Source organism: Paenibacillus sp. SORGH_AS_0306 (assembly GCF_030819345.1).
Taxonomy (GTDB): domain Bacteria; phylum Bacillota; class Bacilli; order Paenibacillales; family Paenibacillaceae; genus Saccharibacillus; species Saccharibacillus kyungheensis.
In genome coordinates, this window is sequence record NZ_JAUTBP010000001.1 from 3143985 (window position 1) to 3167872 (window position 23888).

General features: G+C 40.3%; 21 protein-coding genes. 6 read left to right on the plus strand and 15 right to left on the minus strand.

Going from position 1 to position 23888, the window contains the following annotated elements; genetic code table 11:
• Positions 1 to 53: 53 nt before the first annotated feature.
• Both QE450_RS13625 and QE450_RS13630 read right to left on the minus strand, forming a co-directional pair.
• Positions 54 to 512: a MarR family winged helix-turn-helix transcriptional regulator gene (locus QE450_RS13625; protein WP_307299772.1), complete on the minus strand. Its 459-nt coding sequence runs from the start codon at positions 510 to 512 to the stop codon at positions 54 to 56.
• Positions 513 to 686: 174 nt separating this feature from the next.
• Complete coding sequence (locus QE450_RS13630; protein ID WP_273613279.1) at positions 687 to 1622, minus strand: DNA-binding transcriptional repressor DeoR; 936 nt, start codon at positions 1620 to 1622, stop codon at positions 687 to 689.
• Positions 1623 to 1971: 349 nt separating this feature from the next.
• Here QE450_RS13630 and QE450_RS13635 point away from each other — a divergent pair, with 349 nt between their 5' ends.
• The 3 genes from QE450_RS13635 (at position 1972) to QE450_RS13645 (ending at position 4635) form a co-directional block, all read left to right on the plus strand.
• Positions 1972 to 2874 carry a manganese catalase family protein gene (locus QE450_RS13635; RefSeq protein ID WP_273613280.1) on the plus strand — a complete coding sequence of 301 codons (903 nt, stop codon included), beginning with the start codon at positions 1972 to 1974 and terminating at the stop codon, positions 2872 to 2874.
• Positions 2875 to 3137: 263 nt separating this feature from the next.
• Positions 3138 to 3395 (plus strand): GlsB/YeaQ/YmgE family stress response membrane protein, encoded by a 258-nt coding sequence (locus tag QE450_RS13640; RefSeq protein ID WP_069329254.1) that lies wholly within the window; start codon positions 3138 to 3140, stop codon positions 3393 to 3395.
• Positions 3396 to 3549: 154 nt separating this feature from the next.
• The gene (locus tag QE450_RS13645) at positions 3550 to 4635 is read left to right on the plus strand and encodes a mechanosensitive ion channel family protein (RefSeq protein WP_307299777.1); all 1086 of its coding nucleotides are present in this window, start codon (positions 3550 to 3552) and stop codon (positions 4633 to 4635) included.
• A gap of 137 nt (positions 4636 to 4772) precedes the next feature.
• Here QE450_RS13645 and QE450_RS13650 read toward each other — a convergent pair whose 3' ends face one another.
• Positions 4773 to 5564, minus strand: a complete 792-nt coding sequence (locus QE450_RS13650; RefSeq protein ID WP_307299779.1) for an alpha/beta hydrolase — start codon at positions 5562 to 5564, stop codon at positions 4773 to 4775.
• A 799-nt stretch (positions 5565 to 6363) separates the two neighbouring features.
• Between QE450_RS13650 and QE450_RS13655 the strand changes: the two genes are divergently transcribed.
• Positions 6364 to 7086 carry an S-layer homology domain-containing protein gene (locus QE450_RS13655; RefSeq protein ID WP_307299782.1) on the plus strand — a complete coding sequence of 241 codons (723 nt, stop codon included), beginning with the start codon at positions 6364 to 6366 and terminating at the stop codon, positions 7084 to 7086.
• 190 nt (positions 7087 to 7276) lie between these two features.
• Here QE450_RS13655 and QE450_RS13660 read toward each other — a convergent pair whose 3' ends face one another.
• From QE450_RS13660 to mdcA, 11 genes are all read right to left on the minus strand, one after another.
• A complete protein-coding gene (locus QE450_RS13660) occupies positions 7277 to 7828 on the minus strand; it encodes a GNAT family N-acetyltransferase (RefSeq protein ID WP_274172883.1) in 552 nt (183 codons plus the stop codon).
• Positions 7829 to 7887: 59 nt separating this feature from the next.
• Positions 7888 to 9930, minus strand: a complete 2043-nt coding sequence (locus tag QE450_RS13665; RefSeq protein WP_307299785.1) for an alpha/beta hydrolase family protein — start codon at positions 9928 to 9930, stop codon at positions 7888 to 7890.
• Between the two features lie 501 nt (positions 9931 to 10431).
• Positions 10432 to 11391, minus strand: coding sequence for a DNA-3-methyladenine glycosylase family protein (locus QE450_RS13670; protein ID WP_307299787.1), 960 nt, complete (start codon positions 11389 to 11391; stop codon positions 10432 to 10434).
• A gap of 193 nt (positions 11392 to 11584) precedes the next feature.
• Positions 11585 to 12487 carry an HD-GYP domain-containing protein gene (locus QE450_RS13675; protein ID WP_307299790.1) on the minus strand — a complete coding sequence of 301 codons (903 nt, stop codon included), beginning with the start codon at positions 12485 to 12487 and terminating at the stop codon, positions 11585 to 11587.
• A 542-nt stretch (positions 12488 to 13029) separates the two neighbouring features.
• Entirely contained in the window at positions 13030 to 14499 is a 1470-nt protein-coding gene (locus tag QE450_RS13680) for a carboxylesterase/lipase family protein (RefSeq protein WP_301262756.1), read from the minus strand.
• 180 nt (positions 14500 to 14679) lie between these two features.
• Positions 14680 to 15612, minus strand: a complete 933-nt coding sequence (mdcH, locus tag QE450_RS13685; RefSeq protein ID WP_307299793.1) for a malonate decarboxylase subunit epsilon — start codon at positions 15610 to 15612, stop codon at positions 14680 to 14682.
• A 28-nt stretch (positions 15613 to 15640) separates the two neighbouring features.
• Positions 15641 to 16303 carry a malonate decarboxylase holo-ACP synthase gene (locus QE450_RS13690; RefSeq protein WP_307299795.1) on the minus strand — a complete coding sequence of 221 codons (663 nt, stop codon included), beginning with the start codon at positions 16301 to 16303 and terminating at the stop codon, positions 15641 to 15643.
• Entirely contained in the window at positions 16294 to 18024 is a 1731-nt protein-coding gene (locus QE450_RS13695) for a biotin-independent malonate decarboxylase subunit beta (protein WP_307299798.1), read from the minus strand. The genes QE450_RS13690 and QE450_RS13695 overlap by 10 nt, the downstream gene beginning before the upstream one ends.
• Positions 18014 to 18313, minus strand: coding sequence for a malonate decarboxylase subunit delta (locus QE450_RS13700; protein WP_307299801.1), 300 nt, complete (start codon positions 18311 to 18313; stop codon positions 18014 to 18016). Before QE450_RS13700 ends, QE450_RS13695 begins: the two co-directional genes overlap by 11 nt.
• On the minus strand, positions 18313 to 19284 hold the full coding sequence (locus tag QE450_RS13705; RefSeq protein ID WP_307299804.1) for a triphosphoribosyl-dephospho-CoA synthase: 972 nt from the start codon (positions 19282 to 19284) through the stop codon (positions 18313 to 18315). Before QE450_RS13705 ends, QE450_RS13700 begins: the two co-directional genes overlap by 1 nt.
• A 1-nt stretch (position 19285) precedes the next feature.
• A complete protein-coding gene (gene mdcA / locus QE450_RS13710) occupies positions 19286 to 20953 on the minus strand; it encodes a malonate decarboxylase subunit alpha (RefSeq protein WP_301262750.1) in 1668 nt (555 codons plus the stop codon).
• Between the two features lie 48 nt (positions 20954 to 21001).
• Here mdcA and QE450_RS13715 point away from each other — a divergent pair, with 48 nt between their 5' ends.
• Positions 21002 to 21889, plus strand: coding sequence for a LysR family transcriptional regulator (locus QE450_RS13715; protein WP_307299808.1), 888 nt, complete (start codon positions 21002 to 21004; stop codon positions 21887 to 21889).
• Here QE450_RS13715 and QE450_RS13720 read toward each other — a convergent pair.
• The gene (locus QE450_RS13720) at positions 21805 to 23004 is read right to left on the minus strand and encodes an acyltransferase family protein (protein ID WP_307302707.1); all 1200 of its coding nucleotides are present in this window, start codon (positions 23002 to 23004) and stop codon (positions 21805 to 21807) included. The genes QE450_RS13715 and QE450_RS13720 overlap by 85 nt on opposite strands.
• 244 nt (positions 23005 to 23248) lie before the next feature.
• On the opposite strand from QE450_RS13720, the gene QE450_RS13725 reads away from it, so the two are divergent.
• A complete protein-coding gene (locus QE450_RS13725) occupies positions 23249 to 23803 on the plus strand; it encodes a GNAT family N-acetyltransferase (RefSeq protein ID WP_301262748.1) in 555 nt (184 codons plus the stop codon).
• The last annotated feature ends 85 nt before the right edge of the window (positions 23804 to 23888 follow it).

Genomic DNA, 23888 nt, shown 5'->3' on the forward strand with positions numbered 1-23888 from the left:
GACACTTATGCTGTCATCCTCTCTACTCATACCGTTACTGCTTATTTTGATTGTTATTGATACACATCCACTAATTTTTGTAGCAACTTTTTAAGCTGGGTTAACTCTTGATCGGTAAATGTATGAGCAGAACGACTTTTCACTTCATTTACGGCTTGTTGAGCTTGAATATGCTTTTGCTGACCTGCCGGAGTGAGCATTATTTGCTTCATGCGAGCATCATTCGGATGAGAACGGCGTACGATCCAGCCTCTTTTTTCAATACCGTTTACCAGACTGGTCACACTAGATTTCTCTATCAGTAATTGATGTTCTAGCTCATGATTGGTAATACCAGGTTGGGTCGCTATTTCATATAAAGCCTGACTTTGCTGTGAAGTCATATCCAGTGAGCGTAAAGACTGCTCAATCTGACGCTTAATCGTTATATATGTTTTTTTGATTAAGGGTGTAGGACTATTCAAAGCGGCTTGTGCGTACTGTTCATGTTGCTCTCTATCTTTTGAACTCAATGTGTCTCCTTCTCTCTTAGTTCGAATTCGAACTAATTTTATTTCAAAATAAAACTATTGTCAATACAAGTTGATGATTATATTTTTATTTCGATATCGCACAAAACAAACAAAAACAGCCTTTTACAAAGCAGTAAAAGACTGTTGACATAAGATAAGTATATTTTTTCTTGTTTATGTTAATAATGCTTGGGCTGTAAATTGGTCTGTTACCAAAATGTTAGCATACTTGCCGATTAGCGCAGCTTCGATTGCTTCAATTTTGCGCTGACCGCCAGCGACCAGTATTGATTTTTCTTTTTTACGCAAATCGACCAGATCTATGCCTACTGTACGATCATTAATCGCAGGACTACAGATATTACCTTCTTTATCAAAAAAGCGAGAACAAATATCACCAGCACCGGTCTGTTGTAACAACCGTTGTTCTTCTTCATTGAAGTAACCCAGCCTGAACAAAAGCGCATCTTCTTTCACTGTACCTACTGTAAATACAGCGATATTCGCTTGTCTACCTAATTCAATAATACGCTGAATATGACGATCTTCATCCACCATTTTTTTGAGCTCGATACTATCGAAAATTACAGGCAAAGGCAAATAACGAGCAATCGTATGATAAGCTTCTGCAAACAGATTGACTGTTTCTGCGGCATACGTGTTTACGTGCGAGTGGCTGACTCCGCCTTTGAGCTGTACGACTTCCACTCCGCGTACTTGCTTCTGTTCCAGATGTTCTGCTACTGCATGCATCGTTGTTCCCCATGTGACTCCAATAATATCGGTGTCTTTGACAGTATCAAATAAATAATCTGCGGCACGTTTGCTAATATGCTTTTGGATTTCTTTATATTCATTGATCGGTGAATAACAGACATGTACTGTATCTAATCCATAGCGTTTTTTCAATTGTTCTCCGAGTGCATCCAAATCTTCTAGAGGATCTACAATATCTATCCGCACATAACCTTTTTCTTTCGCATACTGTAGCAATCTAGATACAGTTGGTCTAGATACACCTAGCTTAGTCGCTATCTCTTGTTGACTATAATCAGAAAGGTAATACAACCTTGCTGTTTCTATACTCAAACGCTGTTTGTCATTATCCACGGCTTTTATCATCCCACATCTCTATCAGAATCTAGTTGAACAGTTCAAAGCATCTCATTTCACATATTATACATTTTTTATACATTTTTTAAAAATTTATTTCAAGAACGCTTAAGATCATTGTTGCTTCTCGCTTTCCAGTTGTTAACAGCTTTGTCTACTTCCTTTATATTTTTAGCAAGTTGTTATTTACCGATGGTCGGTTAGAATTTCCTTCATATAAGGCGTTTGTTTTCGGCAATATAGGGTATGGATTAAGAGGGCCTTTTATTTCAACAATTTGGGTGCACACCCATTGCTGAACATTTTTGCAGAAGGCTACAAATACAATAATACTGGAGGTAAGATAATGTTCACACGTCTTGACCAAATCATGATTGAAATCCCGGATGTCAAAAAACCAGATCCTAATGCAGCTGCGGCTGTACAAGAATTACTAGGTGGTAAATTCGGTGAAATGTCGACTTTGAACAACTATCTATTCCAATCGTTTAACTTCCGCAATAAATCCAAGTTAAAGCCTTTTTATGACCTGGTAACCAGTATTACAGCAGAAGAATTGGGTCACGTTGAGTTAGTTGCCCATGGGATTAACAAAATTTTGGCAGGTTCTAGCTTGCCAGGCGAACCTGATTCTACACCACTTGATCCGCTTAAAGATGTTCGTCTAAGCTATCATCATTTAGCAGGCGCACAAGGTGCAATGCCTCGTGATTCTATGGGTCGTCCTTGGACAGGTGATAATGTATTTAACAGCGGTAATCTTGTAGAAGATTTGTTGCATAACTTCTTCTTAGAGTGTGGCGCAAGAACACATAAAATGAAAGTCTATGAAACAACTGACCATCCAGCTGCACGCGAAGTTGTTGGTTTCCTTCTAGTACGTGGCGGTGTACACGTTGTTGCTTATGCTAAAGCACTTGAAGTTGCAACAGGCGTCAATGTAACCAAACTTGTACCTGTTCCTTCATTAAGCAACAAATCGTTTAATGAAGCACGTAAATACGAGGAAAAAGGCGTTCATACTCGTCTGTATACACATAGCACAGAGGACTTCAAAGCTATCGATCAGATCTGGAAAGGGACTCATCCAGAAGACGGTTTGCCGCTTGAAGTGATTCATGGATTCCCTCAAGGTGTGCCTGTTCCTGAGTATCCTCCATTGGATGAAGAGTTCGCTCCAGGAATTTCTCAAGAAGATTTCAAAGAAATTGCGAAGCGTCTCAAAATGGCTGGTAACATCACAGACTAAAGCAAAAAAGGCTGGTTTCCAGCCTTTTTTTACATAATTTATTCTTCATATTTAGCGAATTCCACCTATTATTTTTAGTTATTTATTTATTAAATTTTGAACATATGGTTTCGATTGCTAAACAATGGTTAATAAATAGACGAGAAGAGATTGCTGAATAAATCTTCTAAGTGCTTGTTGTAACACAAATGTTATGAAAAGTGATTTAGTGTAGTTATTCAACTATCTTAAAAAAGACATTCAATTATTAGGAGGCGACAACAATGGGTTGGTTATGGGCATTAATCGTAGGTGGTATTATTGGTTGGATCGCAGGTATGATCGTAGGACGTGACGTTCCAGGTGGTATTATTGGTAACATCATCGCTGGTTTCATCGGTGGTTGGTTAGGTAACATGTTGCTTGGTACTTGGGGTCCTGAAATCGGTGGATTCTTTATTATTCAAGCGATTATCGGTGCAGTCATCGTGATTGCTATCGTGAGTGCTATCATGCGTTCTTCTAGAAGATCACGCGGTTAACACAAAGCATACTTAACTTGAATATAATATTCAATCAGAAGCCTGTTCCTTTGGAGCAGGCTTTTTTTATGATTTTGGAAATCATTCTATCGTGCACTGGAAAATCGGTTAATAATACGTAACAACATAGAAGATGTAGCAAGGGATGGTGGATATGTACTTATATTCGTTTTGGGATAATATTGTTGCGTGGTATTATAATATCCGCTGGATCGATTTGCTTGTATCAATCGTTATCCTGTTTATTTTTCTCGCTTTTCGCAAATTATTTACACGCTATTTGTTCACTTTTGTTTTACGACGATTTGATGGTCATTTAGCGATGCTTCGCTGGTTACAAGCATTTGAACGACCTTTGCAGGCCTTTTTCACATTGATCGGGACGTATTTGGCGTTACGATACTTTATGCATGAACAATGGACTTTTATTATCGGTATAGATCGTATTTATCGCAGTATCGGTATTATTCTATTAGGTTGGGGAATTTATAATGTGTCTGCCTCCTCTTCTATTATGCTAGAAGGTATGAGTAAGCGATTTGGATTAGATGCAACCAGTATGATTATTCCTTTTTTATCTAAAGTATTGCGTGTGATCGTGGTAGTACTTGTTATAACAATTGTGGGTGGAGAATGGGGATTCAGTATTAACGGCGTAGTCGCCGGTATGGGACTGGGTAGTCTGGCTGTCGCTCTCGCTGCTCAGGAGACATTAAGTAATGTGATTGCAGGGATTATTATTATTTTGGAAAGACCTTTTTCGAAAGGGGATTGGATCTCTACACCGGATATCGAAGGAATCGTAGAAGATATTACATTCCGTAGTTCCAAAATCCGTACATTTACCGATGCACTGGTGATTGTTCCGAATTCCAAACTAGCAGCTCAGCCGATTACAAATGGTAGTCAGATGGGGAAACGCAAAATTTCTTTCCCACTACGGGTTGCGCTAGATTCTAATCGTGATGCATTATCACGAGTGGTATCTCGTATTCAATCTCAGTTAGAAAAGGATGATAATGTTGTAGATGATTCAGCAATGGTCAAATTTAATGAATTTAACGAAAGCAGTCTGGGGATTCTGGTACAATGTTTTACTAAAACAGCAGCCTGGGGCGAAAATCTAGAATACCGTCAATATCTTAATTTGATGATTCTGGATATTTTAGAAGAAGAAAAAGTAAAATTAGCTTATCCCACGCAACGTATTGTCATGCAGGAAGCCGAAGCTTCTTCATAATATAGTCGATCAGATATGTATACTTATCTCATCAGAACTAATCACTACACAGCAAAACCACCTGCCTTGCTTCATGCACAAGACAGGTGGTTTTGTTTGTTGTAGGTTTTGTTAGTGATGTTACAGTGTTATAGCCACTAGATAGATTTACGCAAAGGCAACCATTCAAGGACACGCTGAATTTTGGTATCCCAATATCCCCATTCATGTTCTCCAGGCTCTTCCTCATACGTTAATTGCAATCCAAGCCCATTCACATGATCGCGAAAACGAATATTATGATCATACAAAAAATCTTCTGTGCCACAACATTGATACAATTGCGGAGCTTGCTTACTTTTATCTGAAGCTAATTGCTCAGCTAAATGGAATAAATCATTATCAGAACCACGTAACTCTTCTACTGTTCCAAAAATACGTTCTAGTTCTTGAGTGTATGCTACATCGCCACGTTCGAACAAAGCTGACGCATCTGTCGCACCGGAAAGACTTGCTGCCGCTGCGTAACGATCAGGTAAGCGTAAGCCTAGCTTGAGCGCTCCATATCCGCCCATAGATAAACCTGCTACAAAGCGATCCGCACGACGATTAGATAGCGAGAAAAACGATTCTGCAAGCTGTGGCAATTCTTCACTGACAAATTTAAAATAGTCGCCACCTTGCTTCATATCTGTATAAAAGCTACGATGCGCCGCAGGCATAACAACAGCAATACCATACTCTGCTGCATAACGCTCAATCGATGTCCGTCGTAACCAGATCGAATGATCATCCGAAAGACCATGTAACAAATACAATGTAGGATGCTTGCCACCTGTTACTTTGCCTTCCATCCCAATCTGAGAATGAGTTTCCTGGGGTAAAATGACATTCATCGTGGATGAAAGCCCTAGTACTTCTGAATAAAAATCACATTGAATCAAAGCCATTATGATATCCTCCTCGAACTTGTGCTTATGTGTCATTTGTTGAGACATCTATTCTTCTTTTCTATCATACCTTTTTTCACTAATGAAAGCGATATCACCATGATATAAAGAAAAGCAAACAAAAAAAGTAACCGTTGGTGATTATATTCACCGGGTTACTTTTGCAGGTGTTCTATGGTATGCATAACGGTAAGCATGTATTCATAAAGAAACATGCTTAATATGTATATATTATTTTATACTATTTGGATTAAGCACGAGTTTTAACAGGGATTCGTGTAGAGCTCAATTGTGCGTTCAAAATATCTTGAAAGCTTTTAGGTGTTTCTTTGTCTACAGCTTTTTGAACGGTTGCGTTAGATTGCTGTCTGAAGTGGTTGTGGTTGTATGGTGTCATGTGGTGGATACTCATATTCATTTGCTTCACGCTTCCTTTCGTTTATCGAATTTGTTTGTTTTTGTTTTGTATCTTGTAATGTGTATATACCCCTGCTTTTTGCGAATGAAAACATAAATAACACATATTTTAGTATATTTTTGGTAATTGATTCTATAGACCCTGATCCAAGTTCAAAAGGGTTATGTTAACCAGGATCACGTTTGTCGGATGCTGTAGAAAACAAATTCTAAAGTCCTATAATCGACAATATGACTTTAGTTACATATAAAACTAATAAAATATATTCCTAAATTTAAAATATTAATTTTTAACTATCCTTTTGCAACTTATTTGGAATAGCTTGCGTCTGTAACGATAAGCAAGCCAAATCAGGCTAATAATTTATTGAGGTGATGGATCATGAAAAATAAACAAAAATGGATGACTGTAGTAGCGGCTTCTGTATTAACATTATCGTTGAGTGCTCCAACTTTTGCAGCGAGTGGAGATTTTTCAGATATCAGTAAAGTACGTGGACATGAAAAAATTGAATCATTAAAAGATCGTGGATTTATTAACGGTGTTACCGATGATCAATTCAAACCTAATCAAACCATCAATTCAGCACAAGGCGTCCAAATGATCGTAAAAAGCTTCCAATTGAGTCTGGCTAACTTTAACTTCATCAAAGCTCCAGAAGCAAAAGACTCTTATGATAATGTAAAAGACAATGTGTGGTACTCTGATGCGTTTATTATTGCCAAGCTTAACGGTGTAGATATTCCTGAAAATGTGAATCCTGCGTCTAAAATGACCAAAGAGCAATTCACAACATTTGTGATGCAAGCGATGGAAAAAGCGGGCAATCTACCTATGATTAATATTAAGCCGGTTGATATCAAAGACGATAGCCAAATCAATCCTTCTTATCAGGGAGCGATTCAACGTTCATTAGCACTCGATATTAACACATTAGATAGCAAAGGTAATTTCGATCCGAAAGGCGAAGTTACTCGCGCAGAAGCAGCAGTGATGATCTATAATGCTCTCGAATATATGAGTAAAATCAAAACACCTACTATCGATCCAATACCTGAACCATCACCATCCCCTTCTCCATCCGATGATAGTTTGGATAAATAAAAATAACGTTCACTTGGAATTGTAAAAGAATTGTTTCTGAATCTAATTAATCCATCAAATAGCTCAATCACATTCTCCAATTGATAACGAGTATAAACAAACAGAGTCTATCCCTATCGCAATGTAGGAATAGACTCTGTTTTTGCTGTAATATACCGCGATATATTTATAAATCGTGATTATTTATCATTTAGATCCCGTTTTGCATCTGCTGATTCCATTCTTCACGTAAAATACCCATACGAATCGAATCATAGTAGACACCGTTATACAATCTACATTTACGCAGACGCGCTTCCATCGTCATGCCTAATTTGTAACCGACTGCAATCATCCGTTCATTGCCTGACCATGTGGTGAAACCTACTCGTACCAGTGGCATTGCTGTAAATAAATGATCGATCCACAATGTCAGCGCTCTAGTACCATATCCTCCGCTCCAATAAGCAGGCTCATAAATAATAATTCCTACCTCTAACCACAGTGAAGGTTCATGCTCCCAGTAATAACTGACGATCCCGATGATATGCTGATTCACTTCAATAATCCAAAAGCTTGGACTGTCTATAATACGCAGTCGATCTTGCCAGTATTGCTCATACGGAACATGAACATGATCATAATAAGGAGCATCCCACTTTTTCCATTCTGGAGATTCTTCTTTGTATATCAATTCCCATAGTATTGGGATATCAACTTCAGTTATCGGGCGAATGTGTAATTCTTGATCGGTATACTCGATATGCCTTCAGCTCCTTCAATCTGACTTTTGGATCATCGGTTTGAATCTTATAGGTACATTTATAAATACTCATTGAACCAACCTACAATATGATTGAGTCGTTGTATACGTAATTGTGGATGACCGCTACGAGATAACTCATGATTGGCATCCGGGAAACGTACAAACTTGGTCACAGCACCTAACCGTTTTAGCGCTATAAACCACTGTTCTCCTTGCTCAATCGGACAACGCAAATCTTTTTCCCCGTGCAAAATCAAAATAGGTGTTTTGACGTTAGCCACATAAGCTAATGGCGAATGATCCCACAATGTATTCAAATGATCCCATGGATTACCGGCAATCTGATCTTCTACAAAGTGAAAACCAATATCACTTACTCCGTACATTGAAATCCAGTTACTGATCGAACGCTGAGTGACTGCTGCTTTGAAACGATCGGTATGCCCTACTATCCAGTTGGTCATAAATCCACCATAGCTACCGCCGGTTACACCTAAGCGATCTTTGTCGATCCAGTCGTAATGTTCTAGCGCATAATCTGTGATTTCCATTAAATCTTGATAATCTCCACCACCATAATCATGACGGCACGCATTCACAAATAATTGTCCATATCCATGACTACCCCGCGGATTACCATAAATGACAGCATACCCTTGTGATACTAACAATTGAAATTCAAGCATAAATGTATACCCGTACATTGCATGCGGCCCGCCATGAATTTCTAGAATGGTCGGTACTTTCTGGTTATTTGCTTGATCTCCTGCTGGACGCATAATCCACGCTTGAAGATGTTTGCCATCTACAGAAGTAACACTCATTTCTTCAGGCTTACTCAAAATCAGTTGTTGTAGCAAATCATCATTATGATGAGTCAGACGTGTCTCTACTTCTGTCTCTACATTCCAGCCAAACAATTCACCCGGTTGTAGTGGATCAGCCGCTATAAAGATCAGATGTTGCTCTGCTGTGCGGGCAAAATAATGAATATTGCGCTGACCACCTAATATCGTCTGCACTCCTGATCCATCGGTTGCTATCGATAGCAAATGACAAGCTCCAAATGTAGTGCATAACACATCTATCGCTTGACCATTCGCTTGATAGATCGGCTTATACGTAGAACTGAGTCCTGTATCCCCGACTACAGAATTTAACAACATAATATCATCATGATCACATAAACCAGTGATCGTTCCTGTAGCTAATGACAATTGATACAATCGATTTAATGTAGCATTATAATAAGACTGATCGTCTGATACCATAGCGATAAATTGTCCATCAGGTGACCAATTCACACTCGAAATCACATATTGATGTTGTGTCCACTGATGGCGCTCATGACCTTCTGCATTGATCGTAAACAGATCATTTTTAAGCGAAAAATCAGGATCACCTTCATCTGCTGATGGGATATGAGCAATATAAGCGATTTGTTTGCCATCCGGTGACCATGCAAAATCGTCAATATCGTAATCACCTGACGTAATCCATGTTCCAGACTGGTCTGCTATCTTATGTACATATAAATGCGTTCGACCTCCATCCCACAATCCACCACTATCTGATTTGTAAATGATACGATTGATTTCGATAGCCTTTTTCGATAATGGAACTGATTGATCCTCAGCATGATCTGAATTTGTCGATGTTAATTGTTCGGATTGATTAGAGATGGCTTGATGAGGTTGTGATGATTTATTTGTTGCTGCAATTAATAACGATTGACTATCTGGCGACCATAGAAAAGAACTTACTCCATCTGCTATATCTGTTGCTTGATGCGCTTCTCCGCCATAAGCAGACATGATCCAGACTTGCGGATGTTGATCTGTCCCACTTTTACGTAAAAAAGCAAGCTGTTTGCCATCCGGTGACCATACAGGCAAGCGATCACTTTGTCCAGCAGTCCATTGGATATCTTCACTACCGTCTGCATTCATACGGCGCAAATGCGAATCATACCCATCTTGCTTGGCATTAACTTTTTGCACCTCATATACAATCGTACCATCTAACGGAGAAATGACTGGATTTTTGACCCAGTTAAAGCGATATAAATCTTCAGCGATGACTCCACGTCTACTTCCCATATTTCGTTATCCCCCATCATATTTAGAGTGTACAAAATGTATGCGTATTCTTGCTTAAATACTATATGATAACATTTTCAATCGCAAGAAGATCACTCCTACACTACGATCTTTTTTACCATCACTATTAAAGGATAATCCCTTTTATTACATTTCCTCTAGCAGTCAACATTTCAAAGGAACTCTCATCACTTTAAAGGAACCTTCATCACCCTTAGATTACTTACAATTATCACTCAATAGCCTTTTTTCTAAAAACTTAATATAGCAACTTAAAACTACCTCAATCTTCCCCACTACCAATCCACCATTATATTTCAGTGTATATCTTGTGTTCACCTCCAAATGCTGCTAGCGAAGGGCGGAGGATTGTTCCGTAAGTCGCCTTTAAGATTCGGATATCGACCGCTAAACGGTCATTCAAGATATCCGATCTTACCAGCGACGATAGGAACCATCCACCGCCCGTAGCGTCCCTCCCATTAAACACCTTATACACTTTCAATATAAAAACCGCCACAAGTAAAATGTTGCATAGGACTCCCATAACGTCCAACCTGCGGAAAGTTCTAAAATATGGGCTTTTGTCGGTTTGGCATCCATTTTCAATACATGCTTAATCGAATTGTGTAGACCTACATCATCAATAGGAAAAGCGGACGGCATGCGTAGACAGCGCATCAATACATAATGAGCAGTCCAGGGGCCGATACCGCGAATTTTCACCAGTAATTTTTCAGCTTGTTTGACATCTGTAACTTGTAATAATTGTTCTTTGGACAATGTACCATCTACGATTAACTTTGCAGTATCGATCAGATATTCACACTTTTTGACTGTAGTCATACCTGCGGCAGACAGTTCATCCACAGTAAGGCTAGCGATCGTTTCGGCTGTTGGAAAAAGCCAGTACGTCTCCCCTTCATACGTCAGCGCTTGTCCAAAATGTTCTACCAATCGTCTTTTTAAAGTATAAGCAAATCCTAAATTGATCTGTTGACCCAGAATCCCCCAGCAGATCGCTTCATACAGATCAGGAATACCCATATTTCTCAATCCATAAAAGGAAACAACTGCTTTCTCTAGCAAAGGATCTTGAGCCGCCATTTTATAAAAAGGAGCTAAATCTGTGCCTAAATCGAACCAATCATACACATATTGAGCAACACCTATACGTAATGCAGATGAGATCGATTGATGTTCGTCTACGAATCGAATTAACATATGGTGTTCATCATAATTGCTAATCTCTACAATCGCCGCTTCTTGATCGACAGCAATCGCCTTGTAAATCATACCGTCTCGTAAAGTATATAGACTTTCATTGGTAGCCGTTGATAAATGACTGTAATTTTCGGTAAAGCTAAATTCCTTCGGTACAGAGATCAACATATCTTGTCCATGATCTTGTATTTGATTCGTAATTGATAGATTAGAGTGAGCATGAAGTTCATGTTGCATAGCGTTAGACTGCCTCCATTCCTATCCTTGATCGACAAAATAACCATGTATCCGTATCAGGATGTATCAACCTATTAACCATCTCTGTCTATTCATTAACGGAATGATATCTAATATCAATGGCTTACAGCGCACAACACAAAAAGGAACTTGCAATAACAAGTCCCTTGAATGATATCTATTCTATTAACGATTACACAAAAATCTCTTCAATATGCAGTGCTCTTACTTTAGTCAAATCTACAAATTGATCATTCACCTGCACCAATGGTCTAAAAATATCGAGCGGATTATTTAAAATAATCGTGCCCTGTTCTCCATTGGTTAATTGCACTTTTTTGCCTATCAGATTAGGAGCAAGATGATGAATCAATGCTTGAACAGGCTTTTCATTTAATTTGGAAAATCCTAATTCATAAATACTTTGCAATACAGCCACAAATCCCTGTTTGTTTTGTTCATTTTTGGCGGCAGTCATATTTACAAATACATCTGCTACTGAAACGATCTGGGTAAACGGATGAATTCCTCTTTTGTACAGACGATTTGGATATCCTGAGCCATCTCCACGTTCATGATGCTGTAGAGCAACAGATGCTGTCACTTTATCATTCATCGATTCCATAATAATATCGTAACCATAGGTAGTATGGTTTTTGTATTCTTTTAACTCTGAAGCATTCAATTCTTCAGGACGGCTACGCAAAATAGAAGGCAAACGGCTTTTGCCGATATCGTGCAAATACCCGGCTTTACTGATTCGATAACAATCATGTTTGGAATAATCGAGCCATTCTGCAATATAGTAACTCAACAATCCTACTTTGAGTGAGTGACTATACAAATGATCGTCTTCTTTTTCCAAATGCAATAAAAGAGCGACTACATCTTTTTGTGCATCCAGATCCAGCAGTAACGGTTGCAACAATTCGTCAACCACCTCAGCATTGAACTTGCCTTTTGTGAGAGCTTCCAAAAAGATCGACTGGTACGCATCAATCGAACGATTGATTTTCTCTTTCAACACAGGTGATAATCCTGTAATCGCTATCATATCAGCGACTGGTTTGATTTCTTCTTTTGCTTCAATATCCACATATTCTACTTTATGACGTAGTAAATAGAGTGATATCTTCCTCTTTAATATCTACTCCTTTTTTGAGTAATGGGACACCCGAGCTATTAAAGGTATCACTGCTTAACCGCTGGCCTTGCTTGAGTTCAGTAATATGTATAATCAAATATTTTTCCCCATTTCATCGTTTTTATATTTACATGTCAAAAATCAAAATAGCGTATATACGAGTAAATAGAAGCCAGATCAGTAACTATAGATAGAAGGTAAATGATACACAGATGTTTTTCTAAAATTATGTATACCTTTTTCTGATATTTACTCTATTATATCGACAAATTACTGAAATATTGTATAGCTCTTAATCCTCAATTCTAGGTAAAATGACCTTCGCCTTTATGCAAAAATAGATTTATAGTGTGGATGATCTCTTTTTGAAGTAAATCTCTTATTTGCGAATTATGCTGTTGCATCTCATATCAAAAAAGATGAACCGCCTAATAAACGGTTCATCTCTCATTATTTATTTACCTATTAAGATCATTTATTACATCTGCAACAGCTTAAGAATACGAAATTAATTGTTGACGTTTTGCACTTTCTGGATCGTGTACCACATTCAGTTCGCGATTAAAGAGCATTGTGGAACGGTCTTTAAGATCATAATCAGACCATGGTAAATTGCTTGTAACTGGCATACTGTTATGTGCAAAATTAATCCAGGCGGTCTGCATTTGCTCTGCTAGATTATACGTATCTTCATCTATTTCTAATCCAAGATGTGCAAATAGAGGTAGATTGTTAAATGCAAATGCAATTTCAGCACCATGTGTAGCTGTTCCTAGCAACGGATGACCGGGTTGACACCAATCAAATCGATACATCCATACAGGAGCATGCCCAACCTGTGCTTCTGCATATTGTAAAGCCGAACGCCAGAAGAACAAATCAGTCATCAGATCCGCATGACCTCTTACTGTTAACGGATATTGCTTCGCTAATCCATGAGTATCTTCTCCGAGCAACGCTTGGACAATATTCACAATTTGACTTTCACTCATTAACTGAGTCGGTTGATTGAAAAATAATGTACCTTCTTCCAAGTTAGTACCGATAATCAAAGGAATATGTTTGGCAGAGCCATCTTTGATCGCTTGTACAGGTTCAACCGGTAATGTATGTGGATGAATCGTTGGTTGGAACAACAACGCCCATGTATCATTATCCAGCGTTTGGCTAACACGATTACCTGCTTGCAATATCTCTTCTGTCGAAGCGGTATACAATTTGGATAAATCTTGTTCGCCTACACCAAGTGCTTGTACAAATCCGTCTGCAATTTGTCTGCTAACTTCAGCTGGCATCGCTTGGGAAGCTCCACTTTGCATAATAGCGCTTTGGAATAACCCTTTAGCTGCTGGCATCGCTAATAAAGACGCAATACTCATCGCTCCTGCTGATTCACCGAACACCGTTACTCGTTCAGGATCGCCACCAAAAGCTTCAATATTATTTTTGACCCATTCTAATGCTGCAATCTGATCCAGCAAGCCTACATTAGCATGATAATCATCACCATATGATGACAAATTCAAAAATCCAAACGGCCCTAATCTATAGTTAATCGTAATCACAATCATATCTCCATTGACTGCAAGCGATGTTCCGTCATATAAAGGAATACTGCCTGCACCAGTTACAAAAGAACCACCATGAATCCAGACCATCACAGGTCGTTTTTGAGTGGATTTATCAGAAGCCCATATATTCAAATACAGACAATCTTCTGATTGTACAGGAGGTTCACTTCCAGAACCAAACATACTCGCCCCCTCATATACTGGTTGAGGAGCAATCGGACCAAAATGCAATGCTTCTTTGACACCTTGCCATGGTTGCGGCGGTCTTGGAGCTTGAAAACGCAGTTCTCCCACAGGTGGTTCTGCAAAAGGAACCCCTTTCCAGATCACTGCTCCATGTTCACGTATACCTTGTATTTCTCCGTATTGTGTATGAATTTGTGTCGTTTCCATCTTTGTCTCATCCTCTCTAATACGCTGCAACAACAATCGATCAAATGGTCATTTATACATAATGACTATCTTTAGTATAGTACACTTCTTCTATGTATATAAACATACGCCCTCTTTTTGAAGATAAGAGCACGTATGTTTATCAAAATTACACGTATATATCTATATCATCATATCCAACTACAATGTATTCTGCTCTCGTTTCGCTAAAATAACAGCATTATCCAGACGACTGGAAGACAGTGATTCGACACGTGCTTCTGGAAAAGCAGCAGAAGCCAGACCACTGAGCACTTGACCCGGTGGCATTTCAAGAAATAAGCGAGCACCCAGTTCGTAAAATAAAGTCGTTACTTCATGCCAGCGTACAGGGTGTGCAATATTTAATGACAAATCTTCGATAATACCGTCTGCTGTACGCACAGCTCGTCCTTTGTAATTGCCTGCATAAGGAATCTTAGGTCGAGACACTTCCATCTTGCTCAGCGCTGTAGCTAATTGATCAGAAACCGAAGATAACAAAGGACAATGGGAAGGCACACTAACATTGAGTCGTTTGGCAGTATGCGCACCATTACTTTTGCAAGTCGTTAACAACTGATCAATCGCTTCCCATTGACCAGCTACTGTAATCTGTGTTGGTGCATTTAGATTAGCGATATATACGGGATGTTCATCTGAATGAATACCCAAGCGAATCTGTTCTACCTGACGCGCAGTCATTCCTGTAATAACGCCCATTCCATATCCTTGTGGATAAGCTTCCATCATCAATTGTCCACGTAAACGGGTTAAATGCAGAGCATCTTGAAATGAAAGTGAACCGGCAACCACTGCCGCAGCAAAAGCACCTGCACTATGACCTGCAACAAGATCAGGAAAAACACCTTCTGCTGCCAAAGCTCTAGACACCGCTACTCCTGCAATACATAGAGACATCTGTACATGATCTGTTGTCTGTAATGCTTCTTCACTATCCAGTTGCTGGATCGATAATTGCAGTATTTCTTCTGCTTCTGTCAGTGTCTGCTTGATAACAGAATGATCAGGTAATTCATGCAACATTCCGGGACGCTGTGAACCTTGCCCTGGAAAAAGCATCACTACACTCATCTGGCATCGCTCCTTTCTCTTATCATGTCTATGCTAGACGTGGATTCCACGGATCTTTCACCAGTACAGGCCCTTGTAGTGTACGCATTAACACACGATCAGTAGCAGGCTTTGCCCATTCACTAAGAGCGATTGCTCCATAAGGTGTCTCGATTTGCACGTCTACACGCACAGGCAGATCAAGCGTCTGTTGCCATAATTGCTCTGCTCTAACTCGATCAATAGATTGAGAACAGCGTAGTAAAATATCCAGATCGCTAGTCATCGTTAATGTAGGATGTCCTGTAGCCAATTCAAATCCAGCACTGCCTGTCGGTCCCCAGATCATCTGGTTGTTGTTCCAATATGAATACAGTTGCTTTAATGCTTGCAACACTGGCATACTGTCCCAACGATCGTTGGCAGATGCAGTCTGTAGATTCGAATCGAACTGTGATGCTATCAATTGCTCTGGTGTTACTTTTTGTAAAATTAGCGATGCAGGAATATTTAATGCTTGTCGTAAATGACGCTCTTGACCACGCACACCAACAGCAATCTGTCCTTCTAATGCAGGAGCGCGCCGCACGACCACCCACGGTGTCTGCTGTAAAGACACATGCACCCATGACGGTATATCCTGTAACTCTTCTGCTTCTGTCCAGTGCGGATGCAATTGGAGCAGATCATGAGGAGCTGTAATTAATCCCATTGTTCTGCAAGCAACTGTCTTACTTTGATCGAAGAAGCTCTACCTGTAGCCGCTGTTGCACTGGTTAGACGGTTACTGAGATCGCGAGAACCTTGACGTGCCTCTGTGATCGCTGTCATCAGATACTGATGGATACGTTCAATATCTTCTGATTGTGGTTGATCGGCTTCGATACCTTCGATCAATTGATCTAGCGCTCCCAATTTGGCAAAGGAACGAATATCATATGCTGCACCTGGCACTTTGGTTGCTGCTTCATTTAATTGATCGATAGAGCGACGGGTAATACGTGCCGCAGACTGTTTGGACATAACTTGTACAGTTACTTTTTCATCATCTAACGCAAGTAATCGATTCGCTTGCATCCCATGTGCTAGAAATGCTCCAGAGATCGCATTTCCTACAATGAGAGCAATCACAGGATGACCGGCAAGACGTGCACTAGCATAAGCATCTACCGCTGATCCGCATGATAAATGAATACCTAACACTTCTTCGCGGTACCCATAGGCTTGACTTGGTACATCGACTATCGCTACAATAGCACGCTTTTCTCCGTCTTGATCTGCTTCAATAGCTTCACGAATATAACGGGCAATATTCCAGCCTTCTTCTAATCCAATCTCTCCTTGGCGAGCTCGGACAAAGCGTGCATTAGGATTTGGAACAACGGAGATATAACGTACCGATTGACCTTCTAACGATGTATCGGCACATAATACAGAAGCAATGCCTTGTTGGTCTGATGCTGATCGACCAGACAACGCTTCGAACCATGTCCGTCCTCTAGTGATAGGTGCTTCGCTACTACTAACTTGAACTTGCTCTGCTCTCGCTTGCTGTTGTTGAAGAGCCTCTTGATCTACGACACCGGATTTCCATGATTCACGAATAGACGATGGTACAATTAATGTATCGGCATCTACTGCTGCTAGTAATTCCAGGTAACGCTCCACTTGAGCTGTACGAGTCACTTCTTTTATCCCTTGACGGAACACGTCATGAATCGCTTGATTGATTTCTTGTACATCATCATTTACAAGTGCATCAGCGAATCCAGCACCTACCCGTTGTTCACCACCTACCATCGACCAGATTCGGGAACGATCGGAAGCATCCATTTCTTGAATCCCTGCTTCTTGCTCAATGACTTCTGAACCATTCAGTTGTAAGCGACCTTGACGGGTCATAATCAAATGACTGGATAATCCTGCCGCACAGATCGACATCCCACCATAACAGCCAATCATACCGGAAATAACACTAACGACCGGGGTGTATGGACGAAGTGCCATAATAGCTGCACCAATCTCGGCAATAGCGAGCAGACCATAATTTCCTTCTTGTAGTCGTACTCCACCTGTTTCCAGCAATAATACCGGACGTGTTTTGATCCCTTTTTGATGGTCAAGCAGTACTTGCTCTAATGCACCTGAGATTTTGGCTCCACAGACTTCCCCTATACCTCCACCTTGAAAAGCACCTTCTAAAGCAATCGCTACCGCAGGTTCTCCATCAATCGTTCCTCTACCTACAATGACACCATCATCACTTTGTGCCACTATTCCTTGTAACGGTAAATGAGGTGAAGTGATTCGATCAAAAGGACCGATCAATTCACGAAAGCTACCTTGATCCAATACAGCTTGCGCACGTTCTCGTCCAGATAATTCGATAAAGCTTGCATTAGCGATCTCTATCGGTTGAGTATTATTGTTCATCACGAAGCACCTCCATGGCTTGAGTTAACCGCAAATTAACAACACCTGGTGTAGCGCCAAAATCATTAATTTCGATCTTAACCGCATAAGAATAAAGTTTGAAAAAACGATCAAATACTGCACGCCAGATCTCTTCAAATCCATTAGCACTTGTATTGATCTGAATATAAGCTTGATTGTCTGTTGAAGGTTCGATCAATAGTTCCAAATCTCCTGAACCCGCTACACCAATATGAGCGCGCTGGGTCAACGATTGCTGAGCTGGATATTGCAGATGAATAATTTGCATTACATACGACCTCCTGTCGTTTTTGAAAAGGATTCGGTATACGACATATGTGTAATACCTGTGAGTATAGAATCAATATATAAAGTAGCTGCAAGCAGATCAGCACTACCACCGGGTGAAAAATGATGCTTCACCATCCACTGGTCGAATGCTAATAGCGCTTGCCAGCCTTTATTGGTAGATGTTCCACCTTGCTCCAAAATCGCTGACGCACGTTCCTGTGTCTGCACAAGTGCCTGCTTCCCTCCACGATATAAAATGCAGGTGTCTGGCAACACAGCGATAATCGAAAGTAAACTATCTAAACGCGCAGAACATTCAGCAATCCCATGATGACGAGCTTGTTGCAACGCTGGCAGACCGATATCAATCACATGCGGAAATCCACTTTCTGCTTCGTCTTTTGCTCCACCTGCTCCGTATTGACGCTTCACATGGGTTCCATGCGAACCACTATTAGGTGCATAACGATCGGTATAGCGAGCGATAGTTGCTGCTATATCAGCGATTTGTGTAGCAGATATAGTATCTAATGAAGATACATCTGCTGATGAATGATCTGATTCAGCGATCCATAGTGAAGTCGCCCCTGTCAATAATCCTAGTGCCCAGATAGCACCCCGATGGGTATTCACACCTTTGGTCACTTCTAACATATGTTGTTCACCCTGACGCCCGATCCAAGCCAGTTGTTCACGTAATGATTGATTAGCGCTATTACCATACGATGATTGAGCTATCTGGATAAATGTAGAGCGCAATGATTCTGCTGAATTATACATTAACTCTATATTCATATCTTGATGTGAACCATTATGATGTAGATCGACAAGCCCGGGCTTAGGTGTCAATGAAGCTTCGTCTTTCAGAGCAGTGACAGCAAGTTCACCTAACCACCTTGCATAATAATCGGCTTCTGCTTTTCGATGATTTGGTATAGATACAGATGGGAAAATATCAAGAGTGTTCATATTACCAGCTCCGGAATTTGGATGGTGGTTCATATAGTCCATCTGACCAGTCTACAAGTTCTTCTATACTTTTAGCAGCTAACAATGAACGCTTCGCATCCGTACGGCGGATGTCCAAATCTTCTGGAAAAGCGATCAATCCATCCTGACGTAACTTCTCATTCAGATCGGTATCATGACGTTGTCCCAAAGGTGTGACCCCTGCGATTGCCGCCAAGGCTGTACGACGTTCTTCGATATTTTGCGCTTTATATAAATAAGCGATTCCTTCTTCTGTAACGACATGGGTCACATCATCTCCATAGATCATCACTGGAGCGAGTGGCAGACCTGCATCATGACCGACTTGAATCGCATCTAGAGAATCGACAAATGTCGGTTGATCTCCTGATTGGAACGTTTCGACCATTTGCACAACTAATTTACGTCCACGCACAATCGGTTCTTTATCTGTAATCATATTCAGCCAAGCTTCTGTATCATGACGGCGACCACGAGCATCACTACCCATATTCGGTGCACCACCAAAACCGCTTAACCGACCCGAAGTGACGGTCGATGAATTACCATCTGGATCGATTTGTAGACTGGCTCCAATAAACATATCTGCGGCATACTGTCCGGCTACTTGTCCCATAGCTCGATTGGATCGAATTGTACCATCATGTCCGGTGAAAAAGACATCCGGGCGAGCGGCTGTATATTTTTCCATTCCTACTTCGCCACCAAAGCAATGGACACTTTCCACCCAACCACTTTCGATAGCTGGAATCAATGTAGGATGCGGATTAAGCACCCAATTTTTGCAAATCTTGCCCCGTAATCCGAGCGATTCTCCATACGTAGGTAATAATAGTTCAATAGCAGCTGTATTGAATCCAATTCCATGATTCAGCGATTGCACTTGATGACGTTCATAGATCCCGCGAATCGCCATCATCCCCATTAAAATATGCGTTTCTTTGATATGACGAGGATCACGAGTAAATAAAGCTTCCAATTGATACGGTTGATCGGCTTCGACAATCACATCAATCCATGAAGCTGGCACATCGACACGTGGTAATTCGTCTACAATTTCATTGACCTGTACAATTACAATCCCATCGCGGAAAGCAGCCGCTTCAATAATCGTTGGCGTTTCCTCGGTATTGGCTCCTGTATAGAGATTTCCTTGACGATCCGCTTTGTCTGCGGCAACCAGTGCGATATTGGGAGTCAGATCAACAAACATCCGACCATACAATTCTAGATACGTATGAATCGAACCGATACTCAGTGTCTGATCTTCCACCATTTGTGCAATCCGTAGACTTTGAGGCCCTGCATAAGAAAAATCGAGTTTGCTCGCAATATTTTTCTCGAAAATATCTAAATGTTCGGGACGAGATACACTGGACATAATCATATGCAGATTGTTCACTACTTGTGGATTCACATTGGATAGTGCTTGAGATAAGAAGCTAGCTTGCTTCTGATTGTTCCCTTCTAAAGCTACTCGATCACCGCTAACCAATAGTACTTCCAGTGCATCTACAATATGATCTGTAGGCAAAATCACACCGTTTAACATCGAGCGAACTTTTTCCATACGACGTTTTTTTTCATCACGACGGGTCGTCCAAATACGCGGTGTTCCAGTTTTCAACTTGCTGATGTGGGTTGACATGATACTCCTCCTTGATGTTTGATTAACTGAGATTGGATGGTGTTCTGAATGGAACTGCTTCACTTAAAATATTTTTGCAAAGTGGCAAAACTTCAACATATGACCCATGCTGCGGAAGAACTTCATATCGCTCAACCTGCACTGAGTAAATCGATTAAAATGCTCGAAACCGAACTCGGTGTTTCTTTATTTGACCGTACCGGACGTTATATTACACTCAACGAATATGGAAAAACATTTCTCAAACATGTGGAAAAGGCGCTACAATCGCTGGAAGATGCTACCCGCGAAGTTCATGATCTGGCGACAGGTACTGTAGGCTATATTAAGCTTGCTTTTCCTGTAGGCTCACATATCGTACCGAATCTAATCACAGCTTTTCGTGAACAATATCCTGATATTCATTTTCAATTGCTTCAGCATTACGAAGAAAATGTCAAACCTGAATTCGATCTATGCATCTCTTCATTGCCGCTGAATTATGAACATATGCAAAGTATTCCACTGGTAACAGAACAGATATTTCTAGCTGTACCCAAAGGTCATGCTCTAGCAGATCGCCCTAGTATTGCTCTGTCTGAAGCCGCTCACGAACATTTTATCGGGCTTCGTCATGGGCATAGCTTGCGTGAGACGACCGATGATTATTGTCATATGGCTGGCTTTAAGCCCAAGCATATTTTTGAAAGTGACGATCCTGCTACAGTACGCGGTCTGATTCGAGCTGGACAAGGTGTTGCTTTTATTCCGGCTGTCTCGTGGGAAGGATCAACAGGACCGGATATTTCGCTTATTCCTATCCATACACCTGTCTGTCAGCGCACGATTGGTATCTCATGGCGTGGAGATCATTATTTGTCTCGTGCTGCACTCGTATTTCGTGAATTTACGATTGAATTTTTTGCCAATGCTTCTGATCCTACCACATTATCTTGAGTAGTCGTCTGCTGTGATGTCGGTAGGGATGATTTGTGAAATAAAGCCATTATTTTTTTGCAAATCCATTCTACGATATACACGATAGTAAAGGAGAAAAAAGCAGTTATTCCAAAAGTTATCAACAGATTCAGACCTAAAGGAATCTCACTAAAATAATCTCCTATCAAAGCCACTGTAAGTTGGAGCGCAAAATAACTGGCGAGATACGCACGAAATGCATATTTAGCGATAAATTTAAAGTGCTGTAACGATTGGGAGCCTGTGTTGATTAACGATACAGTGAATCCATACACGATAATGATCAATGTAATATTGAATAGCACCATCGACCATTTCAAATAACTGGCATCTAGTAAATTTAGCGTATCCAGTCCGAATGAAAATAATTCATGATTGACCACTATAAATAGTAATGCACCGACAGGTAATGCCCACCAGCGAATACGTTCTACTAATGCACGCCATTGCTGATTGTACGTAGATGCAATCACACCGAGTACTGCATAAATGCCAAACATGAACAATAGCCGATCCCACTGAACCCAGCCGGGATGTTCTTGATTATGAAACGCATAAATAGAGTACCATGCAATCAATCCTGCATAGATGATTACGGTAATGATCATTACCCCAATCGTATTCTTTTTATTTTTCAGTAAAAAGAATACCAATCCTGTAAGCAGTGGCAACAACAGATGAATCTGAAACATCATAATCGTATACCAGAGCTGTGGTGCGGCACCGCCGAGTAAAATACCTTTAACAACACTCCAGATCGTTGAATAATGACCTGCATTAAAAGCAATCATATAGACAGCTGTCCAGGCAAGATAAGGCCCTATAATCTCTTTCGTTTTGTGCCATACATAATGAGAATAATAGGTGTCTCTTAACTTCGCCAGATCAAACGCAATCGCAAAAATAAACATAGGTGCTGAAAATTTAACCAGATCGTATAATATGCCAATTTCTATCTTTTGGGCTGTACTATGGTAATGAAGTAACATAACATTTAACATCAATTGCCATATTACAGCACTTACCGCTAACGTCTTCATGATCTCCGGCTCAGTCGCTCCACTTACACGCACAGCAGGAGATGTGGATGACATACTCAAAATGACACCTCCAGTGACCAGCCACAATGTATTGCACATGGCTTAACGGTTCTTTTTGAATAAAATCCTTACGATGAATATGTATCATCAAGCGCTTGAAATCTCATATTCAATTCCCTTACATTTATAATAGTAGAACAGATATACGGCTATGTATAATACAGAACGAGTTATCAGCTTATAACCTATTTGGTATAGAACAAGACGTACAAATCATGTTTCAAATCAGGAGGATATTATGATAAGACCCGCTACACCTACAGATGCACCTGTTGTTTTAGAATTAATGTATACCGCTATTGGTGATATCGCCCATGCTTTTACAGGGACAAATAACAAAGAACAATCTCTACTTGCTCTTCGTCCATTGTTTGAGCAAACCGGCAATCGAATCAGTTATGAAAATATATTTGTAGAAGAACGTGAAGATCAAGTGATTGGCTTTGTGCTTGCCTATCATGGCAGTCAGATTGCTTCACTCGATGCGCCCCTTATCGAACGTGTTCGACAACGTGGACAAGATCCATCAGCTATTATTCCTGAAGCCCGGGAAGACGAATATTATCTCGACTCACTTGCTGTCGATGCGGCTTATCAAGGACAAGGGATCGGAACAGTATTAATCCATGCTTTTGAACAGCAAGCACAGCAATTAGGGCATCACAAAGTAATGTTGATTGTTGATAAAGAAAATCCTAAAGCGAGAAAATTATATGAGCGGTTAGGCTATACCGAAGATGGTCAGATCACTGTGAATGGACATGAATTTTATCGGATGATTAAGATAGTGTAGCTATTGTTTGAACATGTACTCCGATGTTTAACCATGTATTAAAGGCTAATTATGTTAAATAATTGAAATTAATAGCTTGGTTAAC

What these genes read in the sequence shown, in the direction of transcription:
- QE450_RS13635 (WP_273613280.1), top strand. Translation starts at nt 1,972, where the DNA reads ATGTTCACACGTCTTGACCAAATCATGATTGAAATCCCGGATGTCAAA.
- QE450_RS13640 (WP_069329254.1), top strand. Translation starts at nt 3,138, where the DNA reads ATGGGTTGGTTATGGGCATTAATCGTAGGTGGTATTATTGGTTGGATC.
- QE450_RS13645 (WP_307299777.1), top strand. Translation starts at nt 3,550, where the DNA reads ATGTACTTATATTCGTTTTGGGATAATATTGTTGCGTGGTATTATAAT.
- QE450_RS13650 (WP_307299779.1), bottom strand. Translation starts at nt 5,564, where the DNA reads ATGGCTTTGATTCAATGTGATTTTTATTCAGAAGTACTAGGGCTTTCA.
- QE450_RS13655 (WP_307299782.1), top strand. Translation starts at nt 6,364, where the DNA reads ATGAAAAATAAACAAAAATGGATGACTGTAGTAGCGGCTTCTGTATTA.
- QE450_RS13665 (WP_307299785.1), bottom strand. Translation starts at nt 9,930, where the DNA reads ATGGGAAGTAGACGTGGAGTCATCGCTGAAGATTTATATCGCTTTAAC.
- QE450_RS13670 (WP_307299787.1), bottom strand. Translation starts at nt 11,391, where the DNA reads ATGCAACATGAACTTCATGCTCACTCTAATCTATCAATTACGAATCAA.
- QE450_RS13680 (WP_301262756.1), bottom strand. Translation starts at nt 14,499, where the DNA reads ATGGAAACGACACAAATTCATACACAATACGGAGAAATACAAGGTATA.
- mdcH (WP_307299793.1), bottom strand. Translation starts at nt 15,612, where the DNA reads ATGAGTGTAGTGATGCTTTTTCCAGGGCAAGGTTCACAGCGTCCCGGA.
- QE450_RS13690 (WP_307299795.1), bottom strand. Translation starts at nt 16,303, where the DNA reads ATGGGATTAATTACAGCTCCTCATGATCTGCTCCAATTGCATCCGCAC.
- QE450_RS13695 (WP_307299798.1), bottom strand. Translation starts at nt 18,024, where the DNA reads ATGAACAATAATACTCAACCGATAGAGATCGCTAATGCAAGCTTTATC.
- QE450_RS13700 (WP_307299801.1), bottom strand. Translation starts at nt 18,313, where the DNA reads ATGCAAATTATTCATCTGCAATATCCAGCTCAGCAATCGTTGACCCAG.
- QE450_RS13705 (WP_307299804.1), bottom strand. Translation starts at nt 19,284, where the DNA reads ATGAACACTCTTGATATTTTCCCATCTGTATCTATACCAAATCATCGA.
- mdcA (WP_301262750.1), bottom strand. Translation starts at nt 20,953, where the DNA reads ATGTCAACCCACATCAGCAAGTTGAAAACTGGAACACCGCGTATTTGG.
- QE450_RS13715 (WP_307299808.1), top strand. Translation starts at nt 21,002, where the DNA reads ATGGAACTGCTTCACTTAAAATATTTTTGCAAAGTGGCAAAACTTCAA.
- QE450_RS13720 (WP_307302707.1), bottom strand. Translation starts at nt 23,004, where the DNA reads ATGTCATCCACATCTCCTGCTGTGCGTGTAAGTGGAGCGACTGAGCCG.
- QE450_RS13725 (WP_301262748.1), top strand. Translation starts at nt 23,249, where the DNA reads ATGATAAGACCCGCTACACCTACAGATGCACCTGTTGTTTTAGAATTA.